Genomic DNA, 25,323 nt, shown 5'->3' with positions numbered 1-25,323 from the left:
CCGATACGCTATTCCCGACAGGCGCCAATGGAACCTGTTTTCAAGTCGGGTCGCGCGGCAATGCTGCTGGGCCGTGATTGCCGGGTTTGTCGATGCAGCCGCTTGATGGTATAGCCCCCTCTTTGCGGCCGTCGATTGAGCGACGGTCGATCTCATTGACGAGCGAGCCAGCCATGAACGCCATGTTCCGACGCCAGATGGTCGACTACGTCGAATACCATCGCGATCCGCGCAACGGCCTGATGCATGTGTTCGGGATCATCCTGTTGTTCCTGGGCGCCGTGCTGCCCCTGAGCTTGTGGCATTTCGACGCGTTCGGCATCCGGATCGGCCTCGGCGCCGTGCTGGCGCTGCCCGTCCTGCTCTACTGGCTGCTGCTCGATGCCGCACTCGGGGCCGGCATCCTGGCCTTCGCCGTGCTGTTCCTTGCTGCGGCCATGATGATCGCCGATCACGTCCATGGCGTCGCCTTCTGGGCGCTGTTTGCCGCGCTCATCATCTTCGGCTTTGTCTCGCAGGCCGTGGGCCACAAGGTGTTCGAGCGCAACAATCCATCTCTGCTGGATCATCCGGCGCATCTCTTTCTCGGTCCGATGTTCGTGATGGCGAAATTGTACATGGCGTTGGGTCTGCGGCCTTCGGTGTCCGACCTCATCGCGCCGGACTGGTCGCCGGATCGGCTCGCATCGGACCGGCTTCAAGGCGATCAGCACTCGCGCCCCTAATGAAAGTCCTCGTCACCGGCGGCAGCGGTTTCATCGGCCATCACCTCGTCTCTGCGCTCGCGACGCGGGGCGCGGAGGTGCGTGTGCTCGATATTCGCTGCCCCAGCCACATGATCGCTGACGTCGAGTACATCGAAGGCTCGGTGCTCGATGCGGGCCTGGTGAAGCAGGCGGTCGCCGGCGTCGATCAGGTCTATCATCTGGCTGGACTGCCCGGCATGTGGATGCCGGACCGCGAGGACTTCTACCGCGTCAATTGCGTGGGCACGGAGACGATGCTGGCGGCGGCGCGCGCCGGCCGGGTGCGCCGGTTCCTGCACTGTTCGACCGAATCCATCCTGTTCGACTATCCCGGCTCGACCGGCGCCGCATCGGCACCGACCGCACCGCCGGCCGAGGCGATGCCGGGCGCCTATACGCGCTCCAAGGCGCTGGCGGAGGCCCGCGCCATGGCCGCCGCGGCGGACGGCTTCCCCGTCGTGGTGGGCACGCCGACAATGCCGATCGGGCCGCACGACAGCAACCTGACACCGCCCTCGCAGATGCTGCGGCACTTCCTGGACAGCCGGCTCCAGCTCTATCTCGACTTCGTCGTCAACCTGGTCGACGTCCGCGACGTCGCGGACGGCCTGATCCTGGCGATGGAGCGCGGCAAGGTCGGCGGCCGCTACGTGTTCGGCGGCGAGAGCCTGCGTCTCAGCCGGATCCTCGATCTCATGGCGGCGATCAGCGGCCGCAAGCATGTCGCGGTCGCCGTGCCCGGCCGGCTGGCCGAGCTGTCGGCGGGCATGCTCGAGCTCGTCTCCGATCACCTCACCAAGCGCTGCCCGTCCGGCACCGCCGAGGGGGTGCGGATCGCCCGCGCGGCCTCGGATCTGTCAATCGACAGGGCCAAACGCGAGCTCGGCTACGTCCCGCGCCCGATCGAGCCGACCTTGCGCGAGACGATCGCCTTTCTGCTCGGTTCCGAGCCGGGAAAGCGGCTCGACGGTAAACAACACCCTTTTCGCACCGCGGCCGAATAGCTAAGAGCAGCCGGTCCCAGGTCTCATAACGGTTCCAACACATGTCCGGCGATGCCAGCCCCATCTCGTCGTTTGCGTTCAGCGGATGGACCACCACCTGGCCCACCTCGCTGCTGGCCATCATCTGGCTGATCTGGCTCGCGAGCTGGGTCGGCGCCTCGTTCTGGTCGGGGCAGACCCGCAAGCATGTGACGGTGATCAAGACCAGCCGCTATCACGCGCTGATCGTGCTCGGCGGCATCCTGTTCACGCCGTGGACCTCGCGCCTGCTCGGCGAGAAGCCGTTCTGGACTCCCGGTGAGACCGGCGTCTACCTGCTGACCGTCGTCACCCTGGCCGGCATCGCCTTCACCTGGTGGGCGCGCATCCATCTCGGCCGCTTCTGGTCCAACGCGATCACCCACAAGGAAGGCCACAAGGTCATCGACACCGGCCCCTACGGCATGGTCCGTCACCCCATCTATACCGGGCTGATCCTCGGCATGATCGCCACCGGCATCGCGGTGGGCACGGTGACCGCCGTGCTGGGCGCCGTCCTGATCTCGCTCGGGATGGCCTGGAAGGCAAAGATGGAAGAGGTCTTCCTCGCGCAGGAGCTCGGGCCGGATTACGTCACCTACCGGCAGCGCGTGCCGATGATCATTCCGTTCCTGCCGCCGGGCTAGAGCGCTCAGCGTCTGGCCTGGGCTTCCGAAGGCGGCTGCGGCGACTGGTTTGCCGCCTGCGGCAGCAGGTGGCGCGGCAGGATGATGCGCTGGCCGGGGACCAACGGCTGGGTGGCGAGGCCGCGGTTGGATTGCTGGAGCGCCCAGAGCGGAACGTGATAATTGGTGGCGATCTGGTCCAGGGTCTCGCCCGGCCGTACCGCCAGAGCAGTGCCGCTGTCCCACAGCTCCACGGAGGCTTTCGGCGGCACCAAGTAGCGCAGCGGCACCGGGTCCGCGTCGGCGGTCGCCGAGGTCTGCGACAATTGGCTGATCATGGTGACCAATTGGGCGTGCACGTCCTCCATCTTGTCGATGTTGATGTGCGTGACCTCATCATGATCCTTCATGTCGAAACTGGCGTAGTGACCGCGAAAGCCGGGCTCCGGCTTGACGTCGCCGCCGCCGAGAATGTTGTCGGACAGGAACAGGTTGATGAAGCGCTGCACGTTGGGCGGCACGCTCTTGGTCGCATGCGCCGGATCGACGGTGACGACGAGGGCAACCGGGATGTTCTGCTCCTGCAGCGTGATCGCGATGCGGACGCTGCACAGCCCGCCCATCGAATGGCCGATCAGCACGATCGGGCCCGGCTCCTGGCGGTAGTTCTTGGCCACCTGGAGCGCGATCAGGTCGCACAGCGTGAATTCATAGACACTGGCCCGGTAGCCGGCCTGCTCGATCTTTTCGGCCAGACGATCCATCCCGGTCGAGAACAGCGGCCCGAGCGCGCCGCGGAACAGGTACACCCGCGGCGGCGGCAGCGGCTGGCTGATCTCGGGCGGCGCAGTCGGTACGGCGCGGATCGCCGCGGGGGTTGCTGCCGGGGATGCCTTGGCGGATCTGGTCGGCGCGGGGGCGGACGCAGCGCCGGGCTGGGCGGCCCGCGAGATGCTTGGGGCGGCAAGTCCCGCGAGCAAAGGTGCGGTGACGAGGATCGCGAGCAGTCTCCTGCCGGCAGCCACCTTGGCTGGACCGAGCCACCGCTTCGCGATTCGCGCCACGCTGGTCATTCGCGCTCCCGGGAAAGCTCTCGGCTGAGATCAAGCAGGGTCATATCCCCCCTGCCATACCGTTTGTCGCCGCCGAATGGGAGCATTTTGGGGCGCGCGCCCCGTGGCGCGGCCGCGGACTACCGGTAGCCGGTCACGTTGGCCGCGCGCTGCGGCGCGGCCATGCGCGTCGGCGGCGCCGCCGCCGGGCGGCCGCGGCCGCCGAACACCACGCCATCGATGGCACCGATCACCTTCTGCTGCATGATCTGGTTCTTCTCGATCGTGACGTGGCCGACACCGGGAACCGACTGGACGTCGACATTCTCAAGCTTGCCGCGGAAGCCGTCGTCGCGGCGGACCGGCTCGCCGGCACCGCTGGCGATGTAGAAATTGATGTAGCGCTCGGCGTTGCCGCCGACGAGCTTGGTCTTGAACACCGAATCGAGCCCGATCGCGAGCTTCACCGGCACCCCGAGCTGGCCGAGCTTGTTGATCATGTCCGGCAGCGCGGTCGCGCCCGAGGAATGGCCCACCAGGATGATGGTCTTGATCCGGCCGGCGCGATAGGCGGCCGCCGCTTCGTCGGCGAGCGACGACCACGACACGAAATTGGCGACCGTGTTCGGAATGCCCTGCGAATCCAGCTTGGCGGCGATGTCGTCGAGCCCGAGCGAGAAGATGTTGAGCACGCCGCGCAGCAGATAGACATGCGTGGTGCTGGCGGCGGTTGCGGCCGCCGGGCTCGGTGCCGCCCGGACCGATCCGGTGCCGAGCGGCAGAGCCAGCGCAACGGCCAGCGCCACCATGCCAAAGCAGCGCGCCGAGAGGCTGCGCTTGAAGGTGGGTCGAACGGTGCTGGCGCGTGCCGTCATCGGTCCTTCTCCGCGGCGGAAATGTCGAGACGGCGCGACCGTACCCAAGATGCTCGCGGACGCAACATCGTCGGACATCGCAAGGCGGCGTTCCTCCTCAGACGTGGCTGAGCGGCAACACTCAGCCATATCGGCCACGGAAAAGCCCAACAAGCGACATGATCGAGGGCGGCGCGCACGATTGCGCGAACGCATCGCCGTCCCTATCTGAGCGCTTCGCCTGCGCCCCCTCCTCCGCGCAGCTCCCCCGCTCTTTTCGAATCCCTCGCATCGAATCCCCGTGATGGCTCCCGTCATTTCCGTTACCGGCCTGTCGAAGACCTATTCCTCGGGCTTCACCTCGCTCAACAATGTCGATCTCGCGATCGAGCGGGGCGAGATCTTCGCGCTGCTCGGGCCCAACGGCGCGGGCAAGACGACGCTGATCAGCATCATCTGCGGCATCGTCAATGCGTCCGCGGGCAAGGTCGCGGTCGGCGGCCACGACATCAACCGCGACTACCGTGCCGCACGGGCGCTGATCGGGCTGGTGCCGCAGGAGCTGCACACCGATTCGTTCGAGACCGTATGGGCCACGGTCAGCTTCAGCCGGGGGCTGTTCGGCAAGCCGAAGAACCCCGCCCTGATCGAGAAGATCCTCAAGGACCTGTCGCTCTGGGACAAGAAGGACGCCAAGATCATCACGCTCTCCGGCGGCATGAAGCGCCGCGTGATGATCGCGAAGGCGCTCTCGCACGAGCCGCAGGTGCTGTTCCTGGACGAGCCGACCGCGGGCGTCGACGTCGAGCTGCGCAAGGGCATGTGGGACGTCGTGCGCGAGCTGAAGGCCGCCGGCGTCACCATCATTCTCACCACGCACTACATCGAGGAAGCCGAGGAGATGGCCGATCGCGTCGGCGTCATCAACAAGGGCGAGATCGTGCTGGTCGAGGACAAGGCCAAGCTGATGGCGAAGCTCGGCCGGAAGCGGCTGAGCCTGCATCTGCAGCACCGGATCGAGACCATCCCCGAGACGCTCGCGCCCTATCATCTGGCGCTGTCGGACGACGGCTGGCGGCTCGCCTATGACTACGATACCAAGGGCGAGCGCACCGGCATCACCAGCCTGCTCGGCGATCTCAGGACCGCCGGCATCCGCTTCGTCGATCTCGAGACCAAGCAATCATCCCTTGAAGACATCTTCGTGAGCCTGGTGCGGCAATGAATTTTCGCGCGGTCGCCGCAATCTACAAGTTCGAAATGGCGCGCACCTGGCGCACGCTGCTGCAGAGCATCGTGTCGCCCGTCGTGTCGACGTCGCTCTACTTCGTCGTGTTCGGCGCCGCGATCGGCTCGCGCATCAGCCACGTCGAGGGCGTCAGCTACGGCACCTTCATCGTGCCCGGCCTCGTGATGCTGTCGGTGTTGACCCAGAGCATCTCCAACGCCTCGTTCGGGATCTACTTCCCGAAATTCATCGGCACGATCTACGAGATCCTCTCGGCGCCGATCTCGCATTTCGAGATCGTGCTCGGCTATGTCGGCGCGGCCGCGACGAAATCCATCATTCTCGGGCTGATCATCCTCGCGACCGCCGGGCTGTTCGTGCCGCTGCACATCCAGCACCCGGTGTGGATGCTGTCGTTCCTGGTGCTGACGGCCGTGACCTTCAGCCTGTTCGGCTTCATCATCGGCATCTGGGCCGACGGCTTCGAGAAGCTGCAGATGGTCCCGATGCTGGTGGTGACGCCGCTCACGTTCCTCGGCGGCAGCTTCTACTCGGTCAACATGCTGCCGCCGACCTGGCATTCGATCGCGCTGCTCAACCCGGTGGTCTACCTGATCTCGGGCTTTCGCTGGAGCTTCTACGAGATCGCCGACGTCAGGGTGGAAATCAGCGTCGGCGTGACGCTGCTGTTCCTGGCGATCTGCATGACGATCATCTGGTGGATCTTCAAGACGGGCTACCGGCTCAAGCATTGAGCCGGCGCCTCAACTCAGCGGTAGCAGTGGAAGCGGCCGTAGCTGTCGCGGTATCCCCGGCAGTGATAGTGCCGGTGGTAATAGGAGCGGTGCGGAATGCCGAGCACGCCTTCGACGGCGCCCACGGCTCCGCCGACGCCGGCACCGACCGCGCCGCCGACGACGCCGCCCACCGGACCGGCGATGCGGTTGCCTTCGTGGGCCCCTTCATGGGCGCCACGGATGATGCCCTGGGCATGGGCGAATTGCGGCAGCGCCAGCCAGGCCAGCGCCAGGACGACCAGCGCGAGCGCAGCCAGCAGGTAGGTCAGCTTCTGCGGCGCGCGATCATCGAGCACCGCCGTCTTGGCCTTCATCGTCAACATTTTGAGTCCTGGGAACCGCATGGGGGAATCTTTGAAACGCGGATGCGGCCAAAAAGTTGCGCGGTCGTGACGAATTGCACCGATTAGAGAGGTCCCAAAACGCCGGAATGAAAGACCATCCGCGGTCGCGAAAATGTCAGCGCCGGTGAACGCGGGGAGCCTTTGTCCTGGTCCTGCCCGACATTAAGGTTGAGGCTGCCCTCGGCTGGAACAAAGCCGGCAATTCCGACATAGTGCAGGCCGAGGCGATGACCTGGGCGTTAAAGTCCCGTTTTGAGGTCTCTCCACAGTCGAGGGCCCTGGAGGCCAGAGGTTAGATGCGTACCATCCTTTTTGCAGTTGCCGGCTTCGCCTTTCTGTCGGCCACGCCGGCTCTGGCCAAGATCGACATCACGGTCGACAAGAACAGCCAGATCATGACGGTCGCCGTCGATGGCGTCGAGCGCTATCGATGGCCAGTCTCGACCGGCATTCCCTCACGGGAAACGCCGAATGGCTCGTTCCGCGCCTTCCGCATGGAGGCCGATCATTTTTCCAAGGAATTCGACGACGCACCGATGCCGCATTCGATCTTCTTCACGAAGGTCGGTCACGCGATTCACGGCACGGATTCGGAAAGCCGCCTCGGGACCCCGGCGTCCCACGGCTGCGTCCGGCTGTCCAAGGCCAACGCCACGACGCTCTACGACCTGGTGCAAAAGGACGGCGTGCTCAACACCACGGTGACCCTGACCGGCTCGGCCGAGGTGGCGCTGGCGCGCAATCCACGCCGCGGCACCGCTGTTGCCCGCCGCGACGTGCCGCAGCAGTATGACGACAGCGGCGAGCCGGTCGTGCTGACGCCGCAGCCACAGATGCTGCCCGGACGCCAGGTCGTTCCGCAGCAGCGGCCCGATGACGGCTACATCTATCCCGCCGACGGCAGCGACAACGGCGTGCGTTATCCGGCGCCGCGCGGCACGGCCCGGCGCGTCTATGACGCCCAGGCCTATCCGCAGCAGCAGCAGTACGATTACCAAAACGGCAATCCGAGCTACGCGCAGCCGCGCTATTACCAGCCGCGCTCTTATTATCAGCCGCGCGGCTACTACACCTATCAGGACTGATCGCGCATTGATCCTCGCGGCCGGGCGCTGTTACGCAGCGCATCGGCGCCTCCTCACTCGGCGTTGACCCGCTCGAGCGAGGCGGACGCACGATCGGCGCTGGCCTGCCCGCGGGCCGTCGGCATGCGCGCGCGCCGCTGCACGAAATACTGATCGGCCAGCACGCCGATCAGGATCACCGTGCCCATCACGGCGAAATTGAGCGAGCTCGGGATGCCCAGCAGATTGACCAGGTTCTGCAGCATCTGCAGCAGGATTGTGCCGAGCACGACGCCGATGACCGAGCCCTCGCCGCCGCGCAGCGAACAGCCCCCGAGCACCGCTGCGGCGATCGCATAGAGCTCGTAGAACGAGCCATGCACCGCCGGCGAGATCGAGCGGGTGTACATCGCCAGCAGGACCGCGGCGAGCGCCGTCAGGGCGCCGCAGATCACATAGGCCGCGATCGTCACCCGATCGGACCGGATGCCGGAGTAGCGCGCCGCCTCCTCGTTCTTGCCGACCGCGTAGAAATAGCGGCCGTACACCGAGCGGTGCAGCACCAGCCAGGCGATGCCGGCCACGATGGCGAGCGCCACGACGCTATGCGGCAGTGGAAAGCCGAGGACATCGGTGCGGCCGGCGGCCAGCCATTCCAGCGCCGGGAAGCTCGCGCCGTAGCCGAAGCCGGCCGTGGCATCCTCGGTGTAATAACGGGCCGCGCCGCGATAGATCAAAAGTCCGCACAGGGTCACCACGAAGGGCTGGATGCGCATCTTGGTCACCAGCGTGCCGTGGACCATGCCGATGGCGACGCCGCCGGCGAGGATGAGGAACAAGGCGGCGACCCAGTCGACGTCCCGGTTGACGATGAGGTCGATGAACAGCACGCCGAGCAACGCGATCACCGAGCCCACGGCGAGCTCGATGCCGCCAACGATGATGACGAAGGCCTCGGCGATCGAGAAGATTCCGAACATGCCGACCTGGTTGGCGGTATTGGAGAGGTTGCCGACCAGCAGGAAGCGCGGGTTGATGAAGGCGACGACGGCGCCGACCACCAGGATCAGGATCAGCAGGCTGAGATCTTTTTTCTGCACGGGCGCCCTCGCTCAGACGGTATGGCCGACGGCGAGCTGAAGCACGTTGTGCTCGCTGAACTCGTTGCGGGCCAGGAAGCCCGAAATCATGCCTTCATGCATCACGGCGATCCGGTCGCTCACCCCGATCACCTCCTCCATGTCGCTCGAGATCATCAGGATCGCGACGCCGGAATCCGCCAGCCGCCGCAGCATGTCGTAGATCTCCTGCTTGGCGCCGACATCGATGCCCCGGGTCGGCTCGTCGAAGATCAAGACCTTTGGCCGCATCGACAGCCATTTGGCGAGCACGACCTTCTGCTGGTTGCCGCCGGACAAGGTGCCGACCGAGACCTTGACGTCGGACGCCCGGATCTTGAGCCGTTCGCGCTGCCGGTCGGCATTCTCGGTCTCACGCCTGATGTCGACAAGTCCAAAGCTGAGATAGGAGGCGAGATCCGGCAGCGAGATGTTCTCGGCGATCGACAGGTCGAGCAGCAGGCCGCAGGCCTTGCGGTCTTCCGGAATGAGATAGATGCCGCGATCGATCGCCGCGCGCGGTGTCGAGATGCGGATCGGCTCGCCCTCCAGGCTGATGCCCCCGGCCAGCAGCGGCTCGACGCCGAAGATGCCGCGCGCGAGCTCGGTGCGGCCGGAGCCGACGAGACCTGCAAGCCCGAGGATCTCGCCGCGCCGGAGCTGCAGGCTGACGGCCTGGTTGGGATAGGTCGCGGTCACGGCCTCCACCACGTCGAGCACGGCCTCGCCGGGCGGCGCGGCCGGCGGCACGTAGAGTGACCGCAGGTCCCGGCCGATCATCAGCCGGATCATCGCGGCAGGACTGAGCTCGTCCCGCGTGAGCGCGCCAACCATGCGGCCGTCGCGCAGCACGATCGCGCGATCGGCGCATTGCATGACTTCGTTCAAGCGATGCGTGATGAAGATGACGCTGACCCCGCCCGCCTTCAGGCCGGCGATGACCTGCATCAGCCGCTCGGTTTCCGACAGCGTCAGGCTGGAGGTCGGCTCGTCCATGATCACGCAGCGCGCATCGAGCGACAAAGCCTTCATGATCTCGACCAGCTGGCGCTGCGCCAAAGACAGCTCGGCAAGCGGCGTCTCCGGCTCGAAATCGGCCCCGAGGCGCGCGATCAGCGGGCGCACCCTGGCCCGCAGCGTCGCCCGGTCGATCAGCCGCAGCGGACCGCCATAGACCGGCTCGCGGCCGATGAAGACGTTGCCTGCGACATCGAGATTGTCGAACAGGTTCAGCTCCTGGTGGACGAAGGCGATGCCGGACGCGATCGCGTCCGCCACCGTGTAGCTGGTCCGCGCCGTGCCATCGATCCGGATCGTGCCGCTGCTCGGCTCGACGACGCCGCCGAGCACGCGCATCAAGGTCGACTTGCCGGCGCCGTTCTCGCCGACCAGGGCGATCACCTCGCCGGGCGCGACCGACAGGCTGGCGTGGTCGAGCGCGACCACGCCAGGATAGGTCTTGCCGATGTCGATCAGCTCGAGGAAGGGCTCGCGCACGCCGGCCGTCGCGCTACTTCTTCAGCATCTGCTTCATCTGCGCCATGAAGTCGTCGACGTTCGACTTCTCGATCACCTTGCCGGGCACGATGATGATGCCGTTCGCCGGCACGCCCGACTTGTCGCCCTCAACGACCTTCGCCATCAGCTTCATGCCCTGATAGCCCCACTCGAACGGCTGCTGCACGACGGTGCCCTCGATCGCGCCGTCCTTGACGCCGCCGAGCGTGATCGGATCCTCGTCGAAGCCGATGATCTTGATCTTGCCGAGCTTGCCGGCCTCCTTCAGCACCTCATAGATGCGCGGGGTGTTGTAGGAATAGAAGCCGACCAGGCAGCTCACGTCCGGCATCGCTGCCAGGATGTCCTCGACATTGCGCTTGGCCCGGGTCTGGTCGATCTCGTCGCCGCGCACGTCGACCAGTTCGACCTTCGATCCCTTGATGGTCTCCTTCACGCCTTCGATGCGCTCGCGAGCGTTGTCAGCCCCGAGCAGGCCGACGAAGCCGACACATTTGCCGCCGTTCGGGAGCGCCTTCAGCATCAGCTTGCCGGCATCCTTGCCGAGCTCGGTATTGGAGGAGCCGATATAGGCGATGCGTTTGGATTGCGGGGCGTCGCTGTCGGTGGTGAAGAGCACCGTCTGTGCGGCAATCTTGTTCAGGTGCTCAGTCTGGTTCTTCGGATCGACGGCGCTCACCATGATTCCGGCGGCCCCGGCCGCGACGAGGTCATCCAGCATCCGCTGCTGCACGGCGGCTGCCGCCTGCTCGGGATATTTGAGCTGCAGGTTGTAATTGGGCAGCTCGCCCTGCGCCTTCTTCACGCCGGCCTCGGCGATCTTCCAGAAGTCGGAGGCACCGTTGACGACGAAGGCGAGGACCTTCTTGTCCGCGGCTCCCGCGGAGCCGAGACCGAGCGCCATCGACAACAAGGCAGACGCACCGGCAATCCAAAGACGCTTCATTGAACCCCTCCCATGTGAAGCCGGCCTGCTTTGATGCGGCCGGCATTTGGTAGTCGAACGATATCTAGTCGCGAACAGTCGTCTCTCGTCCGAACCGCTGGCTCCGCCCGGACGAACAGCACCTCGATCTGGACAGCGTCCGCGCGATCGTTCGCTCAGGGCAAGACGACCAGACCGGTCCCTCACCGCTCAGTTTGCGATCCAGCTCGACTGCGCGTGCGTGCCCCAACCCACCCATTCGAAGACGCGCAAAGTACCGACCTCAAATGAGGGGCGCACCTCAAGGTAGCATGGTCATGACGGGCACGCAACAGAGGCCCGCGCAGAAAGCGCGAAACCACTGCGTTTTGCGATGCGGTACAGCAAAGTCGGCGATCAGACGCTCGAGAAATCGATGCGGCAATGCAACCGAGGCCCGCCGCTGACGAGGCGCGCACCTCTTTGGGCGCCATCATCACGGCGATCCAGGCCCGGCGACGTCGAACGGCGGCAGTGCCCTGTTACTCGCCGTCGCGAAGCCGCCGATACACCGCGCCGAGAATGTTCGAATAATCGTCGGTCCAGACCCGTTCGCCGTCGGTCGGCTCAGTTTCGGTCCACTTGTCCGAGGAGGCCAGCTTGCCGACGTCGGCGTCCTCGCGCGCGCTGATGACGACGTCGGTGGAGAAGATGTACTCGTCGTCGCGGCCGGAGTCCTCGTTGTAGACCCAGCTCTTCAGGTCGTTGGCGTCGGCGATGCCGACAACGACGCTCTCCAGCTCCAGATGCCGATTGGAGACGTGCATCACGACGGCGCCCTGCGGCGCCAGCTTCGCCTTGTAGATCGCCATCGCCTCCTCCGTCGCCAGATGGATCGGAATCGCATCCGAGGAATAGGCGTCGACGATGATCAGATCGTAGGCGCCGTCCGGCTCCTTGGCAAAGGTCAGCCGGGCATCGCCGATGACGGGCTTGATGTCCGGCGCGCAGTTCCTGATGTAGCTGAAATATTTCGTGTCGCTGGCGGTGTCGACCATGGTCTGATCGATCTCGAAGAATTTCCAGCTCTCGCCAGGCTCGGCTGCGCATGTGAGCGTGCCGGCGCCGACGCCGATGACGGCGACCTTGAGCGGCGCGCCCTTGCGCTCCCGGATCGCGGTGATGGCGCGGCCGATGCCGCCGTCCTTGTGATAGTAGGTGATCGGCTCGGGCCGCCCCGTCACCTTGGAGCCATCGGCGTTGAGATATTTCTGCGCGCCGTGAATGGTCGTGCCGTGCATCAGCACGTGGTAGTGCCCGTCCGATGTCACCACGATCTTGTGCACGCCGAAGAAGCTGCGCACCGTCTCGACGCGGCCGTCATCGGCCGGATAGGCGCGGATCAGGACGAGCGCGAGCGCGGCCGTCGCGAACACCTTCCAGCGGCCACCGTTCAGCAGCAGAGCGAGCAGCGCTGCGAGCACGCCTACGGCGCCCGCGACATAGACGCGGTGGTCCTCGAGATAGGTCGTGACCTTGCCGGTCATGCCGGCGGGCACCAGCAGCGCGACGGCGATGACCGCGAGCGGGAGCCAGTACCAGCGCGTGATCCCGGGCAAGCGCTCGTTGGCCGCGGGCCGGCACAGCGCCGCCAGCGCCAGCAGGATCGGATATTCGGCAACCCATGAGAAGGTGAAGGGGGCGATCAAGCCGGCGAACAGGCCGCCGACCATGCCACCGAACGACAGCGCGACATAGAAGCCGGTGAGATATTTGGCCGGCGGGCGCGTGCGCGCGAGCTCACCATGGCAGGCCATGGCGATGATGAAGAAGCAGAGCTGGTGACCGCCGAGCGTGAGCGCGAGATTCTGCTCGCCGCCGAAGGCGAGCAGCACGACGACGCCGGCGATCGCCAGCGGCTGCAGCGCCAGCATCCATTTGTGCGGCAGCAGCGGCCGCGACTGGAACACCAGCACCCAGGTCAGCAAATAGAGCGACAGCGGCAAAACCCATAGCAAGGGGGCGGCCGCGACGTCGGTGGAGATGTGCGCGGTCACCGCGATCAGCAGGCCGGAGGGCACTGCGGCCAGGAAGATCCAGCGCAGGCGCAGCAGCCAGCGTGGCGCCGGCGCATGGCTGTCGCCGGTGTGCAGCAGGCTCGTCACGATCACGGGCGACCGCAACAGCAGGACGCCGCAGCCGGCGATCAGCGCGATCAGGAGGCCATAGCCACCGGTCCAGATCAGGTTCTGCATGCGCAGGCTGAAGATCGGCTCGATCAGCAGAGGATAGGACAGCAGCGCCAGAAAGCTGCCGATGTTCGACGACGCATAGAGGAAATACGGGTCGGGCGCGGCCGGATGACCCGTGCGCACGAACCACGCCTGCAGCAGCGGATTGTTGGCGGCGAGCGCGAAAAACGGCAGGCCGATCGACACGGTGAACAGGCCGAGCAGCCACAGCCCGTAGCCCGAGGTCGGCGGATCGCCCCAGCTACTCGCGATCGACAGCGGCAAGCCCAGGATGGCGAAACCGAGCAGCAGCAGATGAATCGCGATCGGCAGCACCCGGCTGCGCAGCTGGGTGAGAAAATGCGCATAGGCGTAGCCCGCCAGCAGCAGGGTCTGGAAGAACACCATCGCCACCGACCACACCGCCGGCGAGCCGCCGAGCCGCGGCAGCACCATCTTGGTGAACAGCGGCTGCACCGAGAACAACAGCAGCGCGCTGACGAAAATGGCGGCGGTATAGACGACGAGCACCAGCCGGTTGCGTGCGGCGGAGGGCTGAGCGACGGCGGCGGGCGAGGCGATTGAGGTCATGACAACTCCGGCAGCAGCGCGGCCGGCATCAGATGCCGAGGCCGGACCGCGATGAGCAGACGAGACATAGCGGATCGCAGGGCGGTATGGCGAGCAGCTGAGGCAAAATGGAGTTTTCCTTGACGTCGCAGCCTTCCGGCGCGACAGCACCAGCCGAGGTTCCCGGTGCGGGCCATTAAACAGGGCTTCTTGAAGCTGACATGAATGAAACCGACGCCATCATCATCGGCGCGGGCCACAACGGCCTGACCTGTGCGGCCTATCTCGCCATGGCGGGCCTGCGGGTGCATGTGGTCGAGCGTCGCAAGGTGGTCGGCGGCGCTGCGGTGACCGAGGAGTTTCATCCGGGCTTCCGCAACTCCGTCGCGTCCTACACGGTGAGCCTGCTCAATCCGCGCGTCATCTCCGACCTGAAGCTGCTCGAGCACGGGCTCGAGATCGTCGAGCGCCGGGCGCAGAACTTCCTGCCCTCGCCGGACGGTCGCTATCTGCTGACGGGCGAGGGTCGCACGCTGGCTTCGGTTGCGCGGCTGAGCCAGCGCGACGCCGACGCGATCGGCCCGTTCTCGGCCCGGCTCGAGGCGATCGCGGATGTGCTTCGCAGCCTCGTGCTGCGGGCGCCACCGAATCTGGTCGCCCAGTTCGGGCTGTCGGCGATCCGCGAGGCGTTCAACGCGCTCGGCACCGCCAACACCCTGCGCGCACTGTCGCTGGAGCAGCAGCGCGACCTGCTCGACCTTTTCACGCGCTCGGCCGGCGAGATGCTCGACGAGATCTTCGAGACCGACCTGGTGAAGGCGCTGTTCGGCTTCGATGCCATCGTCGGCAACTATGCCAGCCCCTACGCTGCCGGCTCGGCCTATGTGATGCTGCATCACGCCTTCGGCGAGGTGAACGGCAAGAAGGGCGTCTGGGGCCATGCGATCGGCGGGATGGGCGCGATCACGCAGGCGATGGCCGGGTGCCTGAAAGAGCTGGGAACGCTGGTCGAGGTCGAGGCCGGCGTGCGCGAGGTGATCGTCGAGCGCGACCGCGCGGTCGGCATCGTGCTCGAGGATGGCCGCACCATCCGCGCCCGCCATGTCGTCGCCAACGTGAACCCGAAGCTGCTGTATACGCGCCTGGTGCCGGCCGGTGCCGTGCCCGAGCCGTTCCTGAGCCGCATCCGGAACTGGCGCTGCGGTTCGGGCACGTTCCGCATGAACGTGGCGCTCGACCGGCTGCCCTCGTTCAGCGCGCTGCCGGGCGAAGGCGACCATCTGTCCGCGGGAATCATCCTTGGCCCGAGCCTCGGCTACATGGACCAGGCCTATCTCGACGCGCGGGCGCATGGCTGGAGCCGCGATCCCGTGGTCGAACTGCTGATCCCCTCCACGCTCGACCCGACGCTGGCGCCCGCGGGCCGGCACGTCGCCAGCCTGTTCTGCCAGCATGTCGCGCCCGAGCTGCCGGACGGCCGCTCCTGGGACAATCATCGCGACGAGGTCGCCGACCTGATGATCGCGACCGTCGACCGCTATGCGCCGGGCTTTGCGGCCAGCGTGCTCGGCCGGCAGGTGCTGTCACCGCTCGACCTCGAACGCCAGTTCGGGCTGATCGGTGGCGACATCTTCCACGGCGCGCTGACCTTGAACCAGTTGTTCTCGGCCCGCCCCATGCTCGGTCACGCCGACTATCGCTCGCCGCTGAAGGGGCTCTACCATTGCGGCTCCGGCAGCCATCCCGGTGGCGGCGTCACCGGCGCCCCCGGCCACAATGCGGCCCAGGCGATCCTGGCGGACCATCGCGCTTTGTTCGGCTGAGGATAAGGGGTGGAAAGGCGCGGCACACCCCTGTGGACAAGCGGTGGATCAACCGCCAAAGAAGCAGTGCACGGCCGTGTGGATATGCTGTGGACCCGGCGTTCGATACGCCCTCTCAAGAGCAGAAAAACCGGGCGCTGAGGCCCGGTTCTTCGAGGACGCCGCGGCGGTCGGATTACTTCAGCGACGTGTTGATCGATTCGAACTTGCTGCTGAGCGAGCTGCCCAGGCCGTTGACGGCGGCAATGATCGCCAGCGAGATGCCCGCTGCAATCAGGCCGTATTCGATGGCGGTGGCGCCGGATTCATCACGCAAGAACTTCGACAGAATGGACTTCATCTGAACCTCGTTTCCCAACCCAGGAACCGAGGATCATCCGGTTCCCATGACGGGAAAATTAGGGGCCAGGACCCTAAAGTCGGGATAATGCCCCCAGTTCAAGTTGCAGAGATTCTTCGCTGCAATTGAACCTCAACTTTTATTCGGATCAGGAAAGGCATTATACAACCGCCGGATGTGCAGATCCGGCCGCATTGCGGCCCTATCGCTTGCGTTGGCAGGCAATTCCCTTAACCACGCCGTCAAATCTCGCCAGGATCCACCTTGATGACCTCAACGACCACGCCCGCCACCCACAAGGCCAGCTTCACGGTTGCCGATGAAGCGACCGCCCGCCCGGCGGTCGACGTCCTGACCGAGGTGTTCTTCGAGGGCGACGCGGCGGTGGCGGCGTTCGAGCGTCCGGACGGGCGCTGGGACGTCACGGTTCATTTTGCCGACCCGCCCGACCAGGCGCTGGTGCGCGAGTTGGTCGGCGGGGCGGCAGGCTCCGACGTGGCCCAGACCCTGGCGTTCGAGGTCGTCGAGGCCAAGGACTGGGTCAAGGCCAGCCTGGACGACCTCGTTCCGGTGCCGGCCGGCCGCTTCATGGTCCATGGCAGCCATGACCGGCAGCGGGTGCCCGGCAACAAGCTCGGGATCGAGATCGAGGCGGCGCTCGCCTTCGGCACCGGCCACCACGGCACCACCCGCGGCTGCCTGCTGCTGCTTGATCACGTGCTCAAGACGCGCGCGCCGCGACGGGTGCTCGACCTCGGCACCGGAACCGGCGTGCTCGCCATCGCCGCCGCCAAGGCGACGCACCGGTCCGTGCTGGCGAGCGACATCGATGCGCCCTCGGTCATGGTGGCGCGGGAGAACGCCCGGCTCAACGGCGCAGGCCCCCTGGTCCGGGTCATCCGCGCCACCGGCTTCGCCGCCCCGGACTTTGCCCGGTGCGGCCCGTTCGACCTGGTGCTGGCGAATATCCTGGCCAACCCGCTGCGCCAGCTGGCCGCGCCGATGCTGCGCCACCTCGCGCCTGGAGCCTTCGTGATCCTGTCGGGCCTGTTGACCCCGCAGGCACGCGCCGTCCGCGCCGCCTATCGTGCTCGCGGCCTGGTTCCGATCCGGCATTTGAGAATCGAGGGGTGGAGCAGCCTGTTGCTGCAGAAGCAGCAGTAAGGCGGATCAGCTCGCGGCGTGGATCGAACCTGCACGGTAACCTTCACGCTGGTGCGGCAAGCTCGCGACTACGTCTTCGGCTGGCTCTGCTGGGAGGTGGAGTCGGACTGATTACGCGAGGCACGTCGACCGCGCGGCGCAACGAGACGATTGACGAGATCGGCCAGCGCGCTGCGCGGCTTCTCGGCCGGTGCGGACGCCGGTCCGCTTGGCGCGGGCGCCGATAGTTTTTCGAAGGTAAAAGCAGGCATCGTGCATCCCCTCGCCGTTGAGTTGAGGCACTCCCCGGATCATGCGACCGACCGCGGATGATCTTTACGATCGCGGTCGTCACGTCCATACGTTTCCTCGCCGCACCTCTTTCGGATGACTGGCATGCGACAGCAAATCTTTTTGCACAGGCGAATGCAAGGAGATTCTTCGTGCACTGCACTGTCGGCTGAAGGAGTATTCGTCGCCGACGCGGCAAGATCCACTTCTGCGGCAGGATCCACTTCTAAAGTATGAGACCGATGTTCGAAGCTCTGTTCCAGACGTTCGAAGAACCCGAAACCGGCGTGGCGCTGACCGCGCGGCTGGCCGCGCTCCGCGAAGAGCTGGCCAGCCGCAAGCTCACCGGATTCATCGTGCCTCGCGCCGACCAGCAGCAGAACGAATATGTGCCGCCATCGGAGGAAAGGCTGGCATGGCTGACCGGCTTCACCGGCTCGGCCGGCCTCGCGATCGTGCTGCCGCAGGCAGCCGCGATATTCGTCGACGGCCGCTATACGCTGCAGGCCGGCAAGCAGGTCGACGGCAAGGCCTGGATGGTGGAATCGCTGATCGAGCCGCCGCCCGAGAGTTGGCTGACGCGACACCTGCAGAGCGGTGACCGCGTCGGCTTCGATCCGTGGCTGCATACGACGGCCGCGGCCGAACGTCTGGCCGCCGCTTGCGCCAAGGCGGGCGCGGAGCTGGTGCCGGTCGAGCGCAACCCGGTCGACAGCATCTGGACCGAACGGCCGCTGCCGCCGCTCGGCGCCGTCTCCATCCACGGCGCGGAATTGTCCGGCGAGAGCGAGGCGGACAAGCTCGGCCGGATCCGCCAGGAGATCGAGCGCCTCGGGGTCGAGGCGCTGGTGCTGTCCGATTCCCACAACGTCGCCTGGACCTTCAACATCCGCGGCGCCGACGTCTCGCACACGCCGCTGCCGCTGTCCTATGCGCTGGTGCCCAAGGCCGGACGTCCGACCATCTTCATCGATTCCCGCAAGCTCTCGAACCTGACGCGCGATCATCTCGAGCAGAGCGCTGATGTGGCGGAGCCGGACACGCTGACACTGCGCCTGAGCGAGCTCGCACAATCCGGCGCAGCCGTCGCGCTCGACAGCGCCACGGCCGCCGATGCCCTGACGCGGCTGATCCAGGGCGCCGGCGGCAAGGCGGTGCGCGGCGCCGATCCGGTCAGCCTGCTCAAGGCCGCCAAGAACGCGGTGGAGATCGACGGCACGCGGCGCGCCCATCAGCGCGATGCGGTGGCGCTGGCGCGCTTTCTCGCCTTCATCGATCGCGAGGCGCCGAAGGGCACGTTGACCGAGATCGATGCGGTCGAGGCGCTGGAGAGCTTTCGCCGCGACACCGGCGCACTCAGGGACGTCTCGTTCCCGACCATCTCGGGCACCGGTCCCAACGGCGCCATCGTGCATTATCGCGTCACCCGCAAGAGCAACCGCCGCATCATGCCGGGTGATCTGCTGCTGATCGATTCCGGCGCGCAATATCAGGACGGCACCACTGACGTCACCCGCACGATCGCCGTGGGCGCGCCGACCGAGGAGATGCGCGACCGCTTCACCCGCGTGCTGCGCGGCCACCTCGCGATCGCACGCGCGATCTTCCCCGACGGCACCACCGGTGCGCAGCTCGACACCCTGGCGCGGCAGTTCCTGTGGCAGGCGGGCATCGATTTCGAGCACGGCACCGGCCACGGCGTCGGCAGCTATCTGTCCGTGCACGAGGGACCCGCGCGCATCTCGAAACTCGGCACGACGCCACTGAAGCGCGGCATGATCCTGTCCAACGAGCCCGGCTACTACAAGACCGACGCCTTCGGCATCCGCATCGAGAACCTTGAGCTCGTTGTGGCGAAGGACGTCGCAGGCGCGGAGAAGCCGATGAACGGCTTCGAGGCGCTGACCCTGGCGCCGATCGACCGCCGCCTGATCGATGTCGTCATGCTGACCGCCGAGGAACGGGCATGGCTCGACGCCTATCATGCCCGGGTCAGGGAAACCGTCCGTGCAGCGCTCGACGACAGCGACCAGCGCTGGCTCGATCAGGCGACTGCGCCACTGTAGTCATCCGGACTGTCCAGCTACGAACTGTCCCGCTGCCCGCATGGGCGCATGCCGAAACAGGCATTTCCGCGAAGCGGAAGGCCGCTACAGTCAGGGCGTTCACCCGATTTGAGCGGCAGCATGCATGGAATGATCAGCAGACCGCCTGGGGCGGCGCCACCGCGCGCCGCTCCCTCGCGCACGCTGCTGGTCCTGCTGGTCGTAATGACCGGCCTGGCGCCGATCTCGCTATACCTGCTGGTGCCAGCCCTGCCGATGCTCGCGACCACGTTCGGGCGCGACGCCTCCGTGGTGCAGATGACGGTGTCGTTCTACATGGCCGGCATCGCGATCTCGCAGCTGCTGCTCGGGCCGCTGTCGGACCGCTTCGGCCGCCGCCCCGTGATGCTCGCAGGGCTCGCGCTGTCGATCGTCGCGAGCGTCAGCTGCATCTTCGCCGACACCCTGCCCCAGCTGATCGCGGCGCGCTTCTTCCAGGCGCTCGGCGGCGCCAGCGGCATGGTGATCAGCCGCGCCATCATCCGCGATCTCTATCCGCGCGAGCGCATCGGCGCGATGATCAGCCTCGTCGTCGCGGTCATGATGATCGCGCAGATGCTGTCGCCGCTGACCGGTGGCCTGATCGAGATCGCGTTCGGCTGGCACGCCATCTTCTACGTCGTCGCCGCGCTGTCGATCGTGATCGCGATCGCCGTGACCATGGCGCTGCCGGAGACCCGCCCTGCCCGCGTCGAAGACGCGAGCTTCCGCCGCGACGTCGCCATGCTGGTGAAGAGCCGCGCCTTCCTCGGCTACATGCTGTGCCAGGTGCTGGCCTCGCAGATCATCTTCGCCTTCGCCGGCGGCGGGCCGTATATCGTCGAGGTGCAGATGGGCCGCTCCTCGGCGGAGTATGGCGCGTGGTTTGCGACCACCGGCTTCGCCTATTTCGTCGGCAACCTGTTCTGCGTGCGCTACGCGCCGCGCCATTCGCTCGATCGGCTGATCTGGTTCGGACTGGGGCTGCAGCTCACCAGCGCCGCGCTGAACTTCACGTGGAGCCTGTTCGGCTTCAACCAGGTGCCTTCGGTGCTGTTCGGCACGCAGATGCTGCTGATGTTCGCCAATGCCGCCGTGATGGCGAACTCCGCCGCCGGCGCCATCAGCGTCCGGCCGGGCGCGGCCGGCACCGCCTCCGGCGCGATGGGCTTCCTGCAGATGGGCGTGGGCGCGCTGACGTCGCAGCTCGGCGCCTGGCTCGGCGGCCATTTCAGCAGCACGCTGCCGCTGACATCAGCGATGCTCACCCTGTCCCTCGCCTGCGCCTGCAGCATGATCTTCCTGGTCCCGCGCACGCAGATGAAGGTGACGAAGGAGCTGATCGAGACGGCGGAAGAGGACGAAGCCGGGGTAATGTGAGGGAGGTGCGTGAGCGACTGCACGACCGCGCGTCACTGTCGGCGTCATACCCCGCGCAGGCGGGTAACCAGCAGGCCGAAGCGTCCTGGCTCCATGACAAATGCCTCTGGAATACTGGATCATCCGCTTTCGCGGATGATGACAATTGTTAGGGCGCATCCAGCGTCTGTCGCACCGACACCGCGGAGCTGCTACTCCCCGATCAGCTGCAGCCACTCGTCCTCGGTGAGCACCTGCACGCCGTGCTTCTGCGCGTCCTTCAGCTTTGATCCCGCGCCGGGACCGGCGACGACGTAGTCCGTCTTCTTCGACACCGAGCCCGAGACTTTCGCGCCGAGCCGCTCGGCGGTCGCCTTGGCTTCATCGCGCGTCATCTTTTCCAGCGTGCCGGTGAACACCACGGTCTTGGTCGCGATCGGCGAATTGCGCTTCGGCTTCTCCGCGTCGAGGATCTTCACCTCTTTCGTCAGCCGCTCGACGATGCCGCGATTATGGTCCTCGCCGAAATAGGCGGCGACGCTCTTGATCACGGTGTCGCCGATCTGGTCGAGCGCATCCATCTCCGCGATCGCCTCCTCGTCGCCGTTGGCGACCTTGAGACAGGCTTCGTGGAACGCATCCCAGGAGCCGTAGCCGCGCGCCAACGCCAGCGCCGTGGTCTCGCCGACATGGCGCATGCCGAGCGCAAAGATGAAGCGCTCCAGCGCGATCTCGCGCCGGGCGTCGATGGCATTGAAGAGATTGCGCACCGAGGTCTCGCCATAGCCCTCAATCTCCTCGAGCTTCAGCTTGGCGTTGCGCGCGGCCAGCGTGAAGATGTCGGCGGGCTCCTTGACCCAGCCCTGGTCGAAGAAGAATTGGATCTGCTTCTCGCCCAGGCCGTCGATGTCGAAAGCGCGGCGCGAGGCGAACAGCTTGAGGTGCTCGATCTTCTGGAACGGACAGGCGAACTCGCCGGTGCAGCGGGCGCGCGAGCCCTCCTCGCCGGTCGCAATCTCCTCCCGCACGACGTCGGTATGCAGCGGGCACGGGCACGTCTTGGGGAAATGGAATTCCTTGGCGTTCTTCGGCCGCTTGTCGATGAGGACGTCGACCACCTGTGGGATGACGTCGCCAGCGCGCTGGATCACGACGGTGTCGCCGATCCGGATGTCGCGGCCCTCGCGCAGAACCTCGCCCTTGTTGCCGATCCCCTTGATGTAGTCCTCATTGTGCAGCGTCACGTTCTGCACGATGACGCCGCCGACACCGACCGGCTCAAGCTTGCCGACCGGCGTGAACGAGCCGGTGCGGCCGACCTGGATCTCGATGTCCTTGAGCACGGTCATGGCGCGCTCGGCCGGAAACTTGTGCGCGATGCCCCAACGCGGCGTGCGTGACACGAAGCCGAGCCGCTCCTGCCAGTCGATGCGGTCGACCTTGTAGACGACCCCGTCGATGTCGTAGTCGAGCTCGGCACGCTGCTCCTCGATGTGACGATGGAACGCGATCAGTTCCTGCACCGAGTGGCAGAGCCTGGTGAGCGGATTGGTCGTGAAGCCGCAGCGCTCGAACCATTTGATCATGCCGCTCTGCGTCTCCGCCGGCATCGCGCTCATTTCACCCCAGGCATAGGCGAAGAAGCCGAGGGGACGCGAGGCGGTGATGGCCGGATCCTTCTGCCGCAGCGAGCCTGCGGCGGAGTTGCGCGGGTTGGCGAAGATGGTGTCGCCCGCTTCCTTCTGGCGCTCGTTGAGCGCGAGGAAGGCCTGCTTGGTCATGTAGACCTCGCCGCGCACTTCGCAGATGTCGGGCAGGTTGCGGCCGTGCAGCTTGTGCGGCACGTCCTTCAGGGTGCGGATGTTGGCGGTGACGTCCTCCCCCTCGGCGCCGTCACCACGCGTCGCGGCGGTGACCAGCTCGCCGCCCTCGTAACGCAGCGACATCGACAGCCCGTCGATCTTCGGCTCGGCCGAGAAATCGATGCGATCGTCGGCAAGCTTGAGGAAGCGCGCAATGCGGCCGACGAAGTCGCGCACGTCCTCCTCGGCGAAGGCGTTGTCGAGCGACAGCATCGGCACCGCGTGCCGCACTTTCTTGAACCGGCCGGAGGGCGCGGCGCCGACCTTCTGCGACGGAGACTCGCTGCTGACGAGCTCAGGGAAACGCTTCTCGATCGCATTGAAGCGGCGACGCAGCTCGTCATAGGCGCCGTCCGAGATCTTCGGCGCGTCATCCTGATAATAGAGCCTGTCGTGGGTCTCGAGCTCCAGCGCCAGCCGTTTCCATTCCACCTTGGCCTGGGCCTTGGTGAGATCGGCAACGTCGATGAGCTGCTTCGGTTTTGCTGTCTTGGGCATGCGTATGATCTGCTCGTCGTTGCGGGACGGCCCGGAGGCCGTTCCGAAACGACGGTGTACACAATGCGCACGCCGGAGCCAAAGCGTTCGGCCCGCTCCGTTTCCAGCTACGCCGCCGCAGCCTCCAGCAGCCGGTCGGCGGCGGCGCGGGCTTCGGCGGTGACCTCGGCGCCGGCCAGCATGCGGGCGATCTCCTCGCGGCGGTGCAGGGTGGCGAGCGTGTTGACCCGGGTGACGACACGCTTGCCGCGATCCAGCGCATCCTTGGAAATCAGGAGATGCTGGTCCGCCCTGGCCGCGACCTGCGGCGCATGGGTCACGGCCATCACCTGAACCCCGTGCGCGAGCCGCGCCAGCCGGGCGCCGATGGCATCCGCGACCGCGCCGCCAACACCCGTGTCGATCTCGTCGAACACCAAGGTCGGCGCCGAGCCGCGGTCGGACAGCACGACCTTGAGCGCCAGCAGGAACCGCGACAGCTCGCCGCCCGAGGCGACCTTCATCATCGGGCCCGGCCGCGTGCCCGGATTGGTCTGGACCCAGAACTCGACACGGTCGATGCCCTCCGGCCCCGGCGCCTCGGCGTCGCTGTCGACCTGGGTCATGAACTTGGCGCGCTCCAGCTTGAGCGGGGCGAGTTCGGCATGGACGGCCCGGTTCAGCTTCTCTGCCGACTTGGTCCGCGCCGCCGACAGCTTGGCCGCCGCCGCGGCATAGCGCGCATCGGCTGTTGCCGCCGCCGCCTCCAGCTTCTTCAACTGCTCGGCGCCGGCATCGATCAGGACGACATCCGCGGCATATTTGGCAGCCAAGGCCGCCAGCCCATCCACCGGCGTCGAATATTTGCGCGCAGCCGCGCGCAGCGCGAACAGCCGCTCCTCGATGCGCTCCAGCTCCAGCGGATCGAAATCGGTGGCCGCGAGCGCCACCGTCAGATGCTGATCGGCCTCCTCCAGGGCGTTGATCGCCGAATCGATCGCCTTCACCGCCGGATCGACCAGCGCGGGCGAGCTGACCGCGCGTCGCTCCAGCCGGCGAACGGCCGCGGCCAGCGCGGCGATCGGCGACTGGTTGCCGCTGACCGCATCCTGCGCGTCGCGCAGATCGCCTGCGATCTTCTCGCCCTGCATCATGGCCGTGCGGCGGGCGGCGAGCTGCGTCTCCTCGCCCTCCTTCGGCGCCAGCTTCTTCAGCTCGTCCGAGGCATGCCGCAGATAGTCGGCCTCGCGGGCCGCGCGCTCCATGCCCGCCCGGTGCTCGTCGAGCGCCGTGACCGCGGTCCGGCGGGCCGCCCAGAGGGCCTCGACCGCGGCGACGTCCTTCTCCAGGCCCGCAAAGGCATCCAGCAGCCGGCGGTGGGTGGCGGCATCGACCAGCGCACGTTCATCATGCTGGCCATGGATCTCGACCAGGGTGGCGCCGATCGCTTTCAGCGTCTGCACGCTGACCGACTGGTCGTTGATGAAGGCGCGGGTGCGGCCGTCGCCGAACTGGACGCGGCGCAGGATCATCTCGCCATTGGCATCCAGGCCGTTGGCGGCGAGGATCCTGGCCGCGGGATGATCCTTGCCGATCTCGAACACGGCCGTGACCTGCCCCTGGTCGGCCCCGTGGCGCACCAGGCTGGCGTCGCCGCGACCGCCGAGCGCGAGAGCGAAGGCGTCCAGCAGGATCGACTTGCCGGCACCGGTCTCGCCGGTCAGCACCGCAAGTCCATGGGAGAATTCGAGATCGAGTCGTTCGATCAGGACGATGTCACGGATCGACAGTCGCGCCAGCATGGAACCGAAGTCCTTCGTAACGGGGCGGAACGCCCCTGAGCGAACGACTCGATGCTAGCAGCAAATAG

Annotated in this window: 20 protein-coding genes; 10 read left to right on the top strand and 10 right to left on the bottom strand. The window is 66.4% G+C overall.

Translation table 11 applies throughout. The features are described 5' to 3' along the window. Window positions 1-173 precede the first annotated feature (173 nt). The 3 genes from ACQR13_RS28825 to ACQR13_RS28815 are packed head-to-tail and all read left to right on the top strand — an operon-like array spanning window position 174 to window position 2,415. Complete coding sequence (locus ACQR13_RS28825; RefSeq protein ID WP_315825264.1) at window positions 174-725, top strand: Mpo1-like protein; 552 nt, start codon at window positions 174-176, stop codon at window positions 723-725. Next, window positions 725-1,750, top strand: a complete 1,026-nt coding sequence (locus tag ACQR13_RS28820) for an NAD-dependent epimerase/dehydratase family protein (RefSeq protein ID WP_434863472.1) — start codon at window positions 725-727, stop codon at window positions 1,748-1,750. The genes ACQR13_RS28825 and ACQR13_RS28820 overlap by 1 nt, the downstream gene beginning before the upstream one ends. 41 nt (window positions 1,751-1,791) lie before the next feature. Further along, complete coding sequence (locus ACQR13_RS28815; RefSeq protein ID WP_315752449.1) at window positions 1,792-2,415, top strand: methyltransferase family protein; 624 nt, start codon at window positions 1,792-1,794, stop codon at window positions 2,413-2,415. 5 nt (window positions 2,416-2,420) lie between these two features. Here ACQR13_RS28815 and ACQR13_RS28810 read toward each other — a convergent pair whose 3' ends face one another. Together ACQR13_RS28810 and ACQR13_RS28805 are read right to left on the bottom strand one after the other, a co-directional pair. After that, entirely contained in the window at window positions 2,421-3,467 is a 1,047-nt protein-coding gene (locus ACQR13_RS28810; RefSeq protein ID WP_315752448.1) for an alpha/beta fold hydrolase, read from the bottom strand. Window positions 3,468-3,586: 119 nt separating this feature from the next. Next, window positions 3,587-4,321, bottom strand: a complete 735-nt coding sequence (locus ACQR13_RS28805; protein WP_409998012.1) for a hypothetical protein — start codon at window positions 4,319-4,321, stop codon at window positions 3,587-3,589. A gap of 283 nt (window positions 4,322-4,604) precedes the next feature. On the opposite strand from ACQR13_RS28805, the gene ACQR13_RS28800 reads away from it, so the two are divergent. After that, the gene (locus tag ACQR13_RS28800) at window positions 4,605-5,525 is read left to right on the top strand and encodes an ABC transporter ATP-binding protein (protein WP_315752447.1); all 921 of its coding nucleotides are present in this window, start codon (window positions 4,605-4,607) and stop codon (window positions 5,523-5,525) included. Next, a complete protein-coding gene (locus tag ACQR13_RS28795; protein WP_315713411.1) occupies window positions 5,522-6,283 on the top strand; it encodes an ABC transporter permease in 762 nt (253 codons plus the stop codon). Before ACQR13_RS28800 ends, ACQR13_RS28795 begins: the two co-directional genes overlap by 4 nt. Before the next feature lie 14 nt (window positions 6,284-6,297). On the opposite strand, the gene ACQR13_RS28790 is transcribed toward ACQR13_RS28795, so the two are convergent. Further along, window positions 6,298-6,648 carry a hypothetical protein gene (locus tag ACQR13_RS28790; protein ID WP_315752446.1) on the bottom strand — a complete coding sequence of 117 codons (351 nt, stop codon included), beginning with the start codon at window positions 6,646-6,648 and terminating at the stop codon, window positions 6,298-6,300. A gap of 317 nt (window positions 6,649-6,965) precedes the next feature. Between ACQR13_RS28790 and ACQR13_RS28785 the strand changes: the two genes are divergently transcribed. Then, a complete protein-coding gene (locus ACQR13_RS28785) occupies window positions 6,966-7,754 on the top strand; it encodes a L,D-transpeptidase (protein WP_315752445.1) in 789 nt (262 codons plus the stop codon). Between the two features lie 53 nt (window positions 7,755-7,807). Here the strand turns inward: ACQR13_RS28785 and ACQR13_RS28780 are convergent, their stop codons facing one another. From ACQR13_RS28780 to ACQR13_RS28765, 4 genes are all read right to left on the bottom strand, one after another. Next, window positions 7,808-8,833, bottom strand: a complete 1,026-nt coding sequence (locus tag ACQR13_RS28780) for an ABC transporter permease (RefSeq protein WP_315752444.1) — start codon at window positions 8,831-8,833, stop codon at window positions 7,808-7,810. A gap of 12 nt (window positions 8,834-8,845) precedes the next feature. Beyond that, window positions 8,846-10,348, bottom strand: a complete 1,503-nt coding sequence (locus ACQR13_RS28775) for a sugar ABC transporter ATP-binding protein (RefSeq protein WP_316165959.1) — start codon at window positions 10,346-10,348, stop codon at window positions 8,846-8,848. A gap of 13 nt (window positions 10,349-10,361) precedes the next feature. Next, a complete protein-coding gene (locus ACQR13_RS28770) occupies window positions 10,362-11,315 on the bottom strand; it encodes a sugar-binding protein (RefSeq protein WP_315713416.1) in 954 nt (317 codons plus the stop codon). Between the two features lie 500 nt (window positions 11,316-11,815). Next, window positions 11,816-14,095, bottom strand: a complete 2,280-nt coding sequence (locus ACQR13_RS28765; RefSeq protein ID WP_316169805.1) for a fused MFS/spermidine synthase — start codon at window positions 14,093-14,095, stop codon at window positions 11,816-11,818. A gap of 200 nt (window positions 14,096-14,295) precedes the next feature. Between ACQR13_RS28765 and ACQR13_RS28760 the strand changes: the two genes are divergently transcribed. After that, window positions 14,296-15,897 carry a phytoene desaturase family protein gene (locus ACQR13_RS28760; protein WP_316169806.1) on the top strand — a complete coding sequence of 534 codons (1,602 nt, stop codon included), beginning with the start codon at window positions 14,296-14,298 and terminating at the stop codon, window positions 15,895-15,897. A gap of 175 nt (window positions 15,898-16,072) precedes the next feature. On the opposite strand, the gene ACQR13_RS28755 is transcribed toward ACQR13_RS28760, so the two are convergent. Continuing rightward, entirely contained in the window at window positions 16,073-16,237 is a 165-nt protein-coding gene (locus ACQR13_RS28755; protein WP_315713419.1) for a Flp family type IVb pilin, read from the bottom strand. A gap of 267 nt (window positions 16,238-16,504) precedes the next feature. On the opposite strand from ACQR13_RS28755, the gene ACQR13_RS28750 reads away from it, so the two are divergent. The 3 genes from ACQR13_RS28750 to ACQR13_RS28740 all read left to right on the top strand — a co-directional run bounded on the left by ACQR13_RS28750 (window position 16,505) and on the right by ACQR13_RS28740 (window position 21,135). Then, complete coding sequence (locus tag ACQR13_RS28750; RefSeq protein WP_315752440.1) at window positions 16,505-17,401, top strand: 50S ribosomal protein L11 methyltransferase; 897 nt, start codon at window positions 16,505-16,507, stop codon at window positions 17,399-17,401. 512 nt (window positions 17,402-17,913) lie between these two features. Beyond that, window positions 17,914-19,737 (top strand): aminopeptidase P family protein, encoded by a 1,824-nt coding sequence (locus tag ACQR13_RS28745; protein ID WP_315825270.1) that lies wholly within the window; start codon window positions 17,914-17,916, stop codon window positions 19,735-19,737. A gap of 120 nt (window positions 19,738-19,857) precedes the next feature. After that, the gene (locus ACQR13_RS28740; protein ID WP_315769148.1) at window positions 19,858-21,135 is read left to right on the top strand and encodes a multidrug effflux MFS transporter; all 1,278 of its coding nucleotides are present in this window, start codon (window positions 19,858-19,860) and stop codon (window positions 21,133-21,135) included. Between the two features lie 191 nt (window positions 21,136-21,326). Here ACQR13_RS28740 and ligA read toward each other — a convergent pair whose 3' ends face one another. Beyond that, the gene (ligA, locus tag ACQR13_RS28735; RefSeq protein WP_434863471.1) at window positions 21,327-23,474 is read right to left on the bottom strand and encodes an NAD-dependent DNA ligase LigA; all 2,148 of its coding nucleotides are present in this window, start codon (window positions 23,472-23,474) and stop codon (window positions 21,327-21,329) included. Window positions 23,475-23,581: 107 nt separating this feature from the next. After that, complete coding sequence (gene recN, locus ACQR13_RS28730) at window positions 23,582-25,255, bottom strand: DNA repair protein RecN (RefSeq protein ID WP_315713425.1); 1,674 nt, start codon at window positions 25,253-25,255, stop codon at window positions 23,582-23,584. Between the last annotated feature and the right edge of the window lie 68 nt (window positions 25,256-25,323).

The organism is Bradyrhizobium sp. HKCCYLRH3059 (genome assembly GCF_051168035.1).
In the GTDB taxonomy this organism is placed as follows: domain Bacteria; phylum Pseudomonadota; class Alphaproteobacteria; order Rhizobiales; family Xanthobacteraceae; genus Bradyrhizobium.
Note: the sequence above shows the minus strand (reverse complement) of the source record. Positions and strands in the feature narration are given on the sequence as shown.

Coding starts and splice junctions, on each gene's coding strand:
- ACQR13_RS28770 (WP_315713416.1), bottom strand. CDS start 11,315: ATGAAGCGTCTTTGGATTGCCGGTGCGTCTGCCTTGTTGTCGATGGCG.
- ligA (WP_434863471.1), bottom strand. CDS start 23,474: ATGCCCAAGACAGCAAAACCGAAGCAGCTCATCGACGTTGCCGATCTC.
- ACQR13_RS28815 (WP_315752449.1), top strand. CDS start 1,792: ATGTCCGGCGATGCCAGCCCCATCTCGTCGTTTGCGTTCAGCGGATGG.
- ACQR13_RS28825 (WP_315825264.1), top strand. CDS start 174: ATGAACGCCATGTTCCGACGCCAGATGGTCGACTACGTCGAATACCAT.
- ACQR13_RS28760 (WP_316169806.1), top strand. CDS start 14,296: ATGAATGAAACCGACGCCATCATCATCGGCGCGGGCCACAACGGCCTG.
- ACQR13_RS28765 (WP_316169805.1), bottom strand. CDS start 14,095: ATGACCTCAATCGCCTCGCCCGCCGCCGTCGCTCAGCCCTCCGCCGCA.
- ACQR13_RS28740 (WP_315769148.1), top strand. CDS start 19,858: ATGCATGGAATGATCAGCAGACCGCCTGGGGCGGCGCCACCGCGCGCC.
- ACQR13_RS28755 (WP_315713419.1), bottom strand. CDS start 16,237: ATGAAGTCCATTCTGTCGAAGTTCTTGCGTGATGAATCCGGCGCCACC.
- ACQR13_RS28805 (WP_409998012.1), bottom strand. CDS start 4,321: ATGACGGCACGCGCCAGCACCGTTCGACCCACCTTCAAGCGCAGCCTC.
- ACQR13_RS28785 (WP_315752445.1), top strand. CDS start 6,966: ATGCGTACCATCCTTTTTGCAGTTGCCGGCTTCGCCTTTCTGTCGGCC.
- recN (WP_315713425.1), bottom strand. CDS start 25,255: ATGCTGGCGCGACTGTCGATCCGTGACATCGTCCTGATCGAACGACTC.
- ACQR13_RS28750 (WP_315752440.1), top strand. CDS start 16,505: ATGACCTCAACGACCACGCCCGCCACCCACAAGGCCAGCTTCACGGTT.
- ACQR13_RS28795 (WP_315713411.1), top strand. CDS start 5,522: ATGAATTTTCGCGCGGTCGCCGCAATCTACAAGTTCGAAATGGCGCGC.
- ACQR13_RS28745 (WP_315825270.1), top strand. CDS start 17,914: ATGTTCGAAGCTCTGTTCCAGACGTTCGAAGAACCCGAAACCGGCGTG.
- ACQR13_RS28790 (WP_315752446.1), bottom strand. CDS start 6,648: ATGTTGACGATGAAGGCCAAGACGGCGGTGCTCGATGATCGCGCGCCG.
- ACQR13_RS28820 (WP_434863472.1), top strand. CDS start 725: ATGAAAGTCCTCGTCACCGGCGGCAGCGGTTTCATCGGCCATCACCTC.
- ACQR13_RS28810 (WP_315752448.1), bottom strand. CDS start 3,467: ATGACCAGCGTGGCGCGAATCGCGAAGCGGTGGCTCGGTCCAGCCAAG.
- ACQR13_RS28800 (WP_315752447.1), top strand. CDS start 4,605: ATGGCTCCCGTCATTTCCGTTACCGGCCTGTCGAAGACCTATTCCTCG.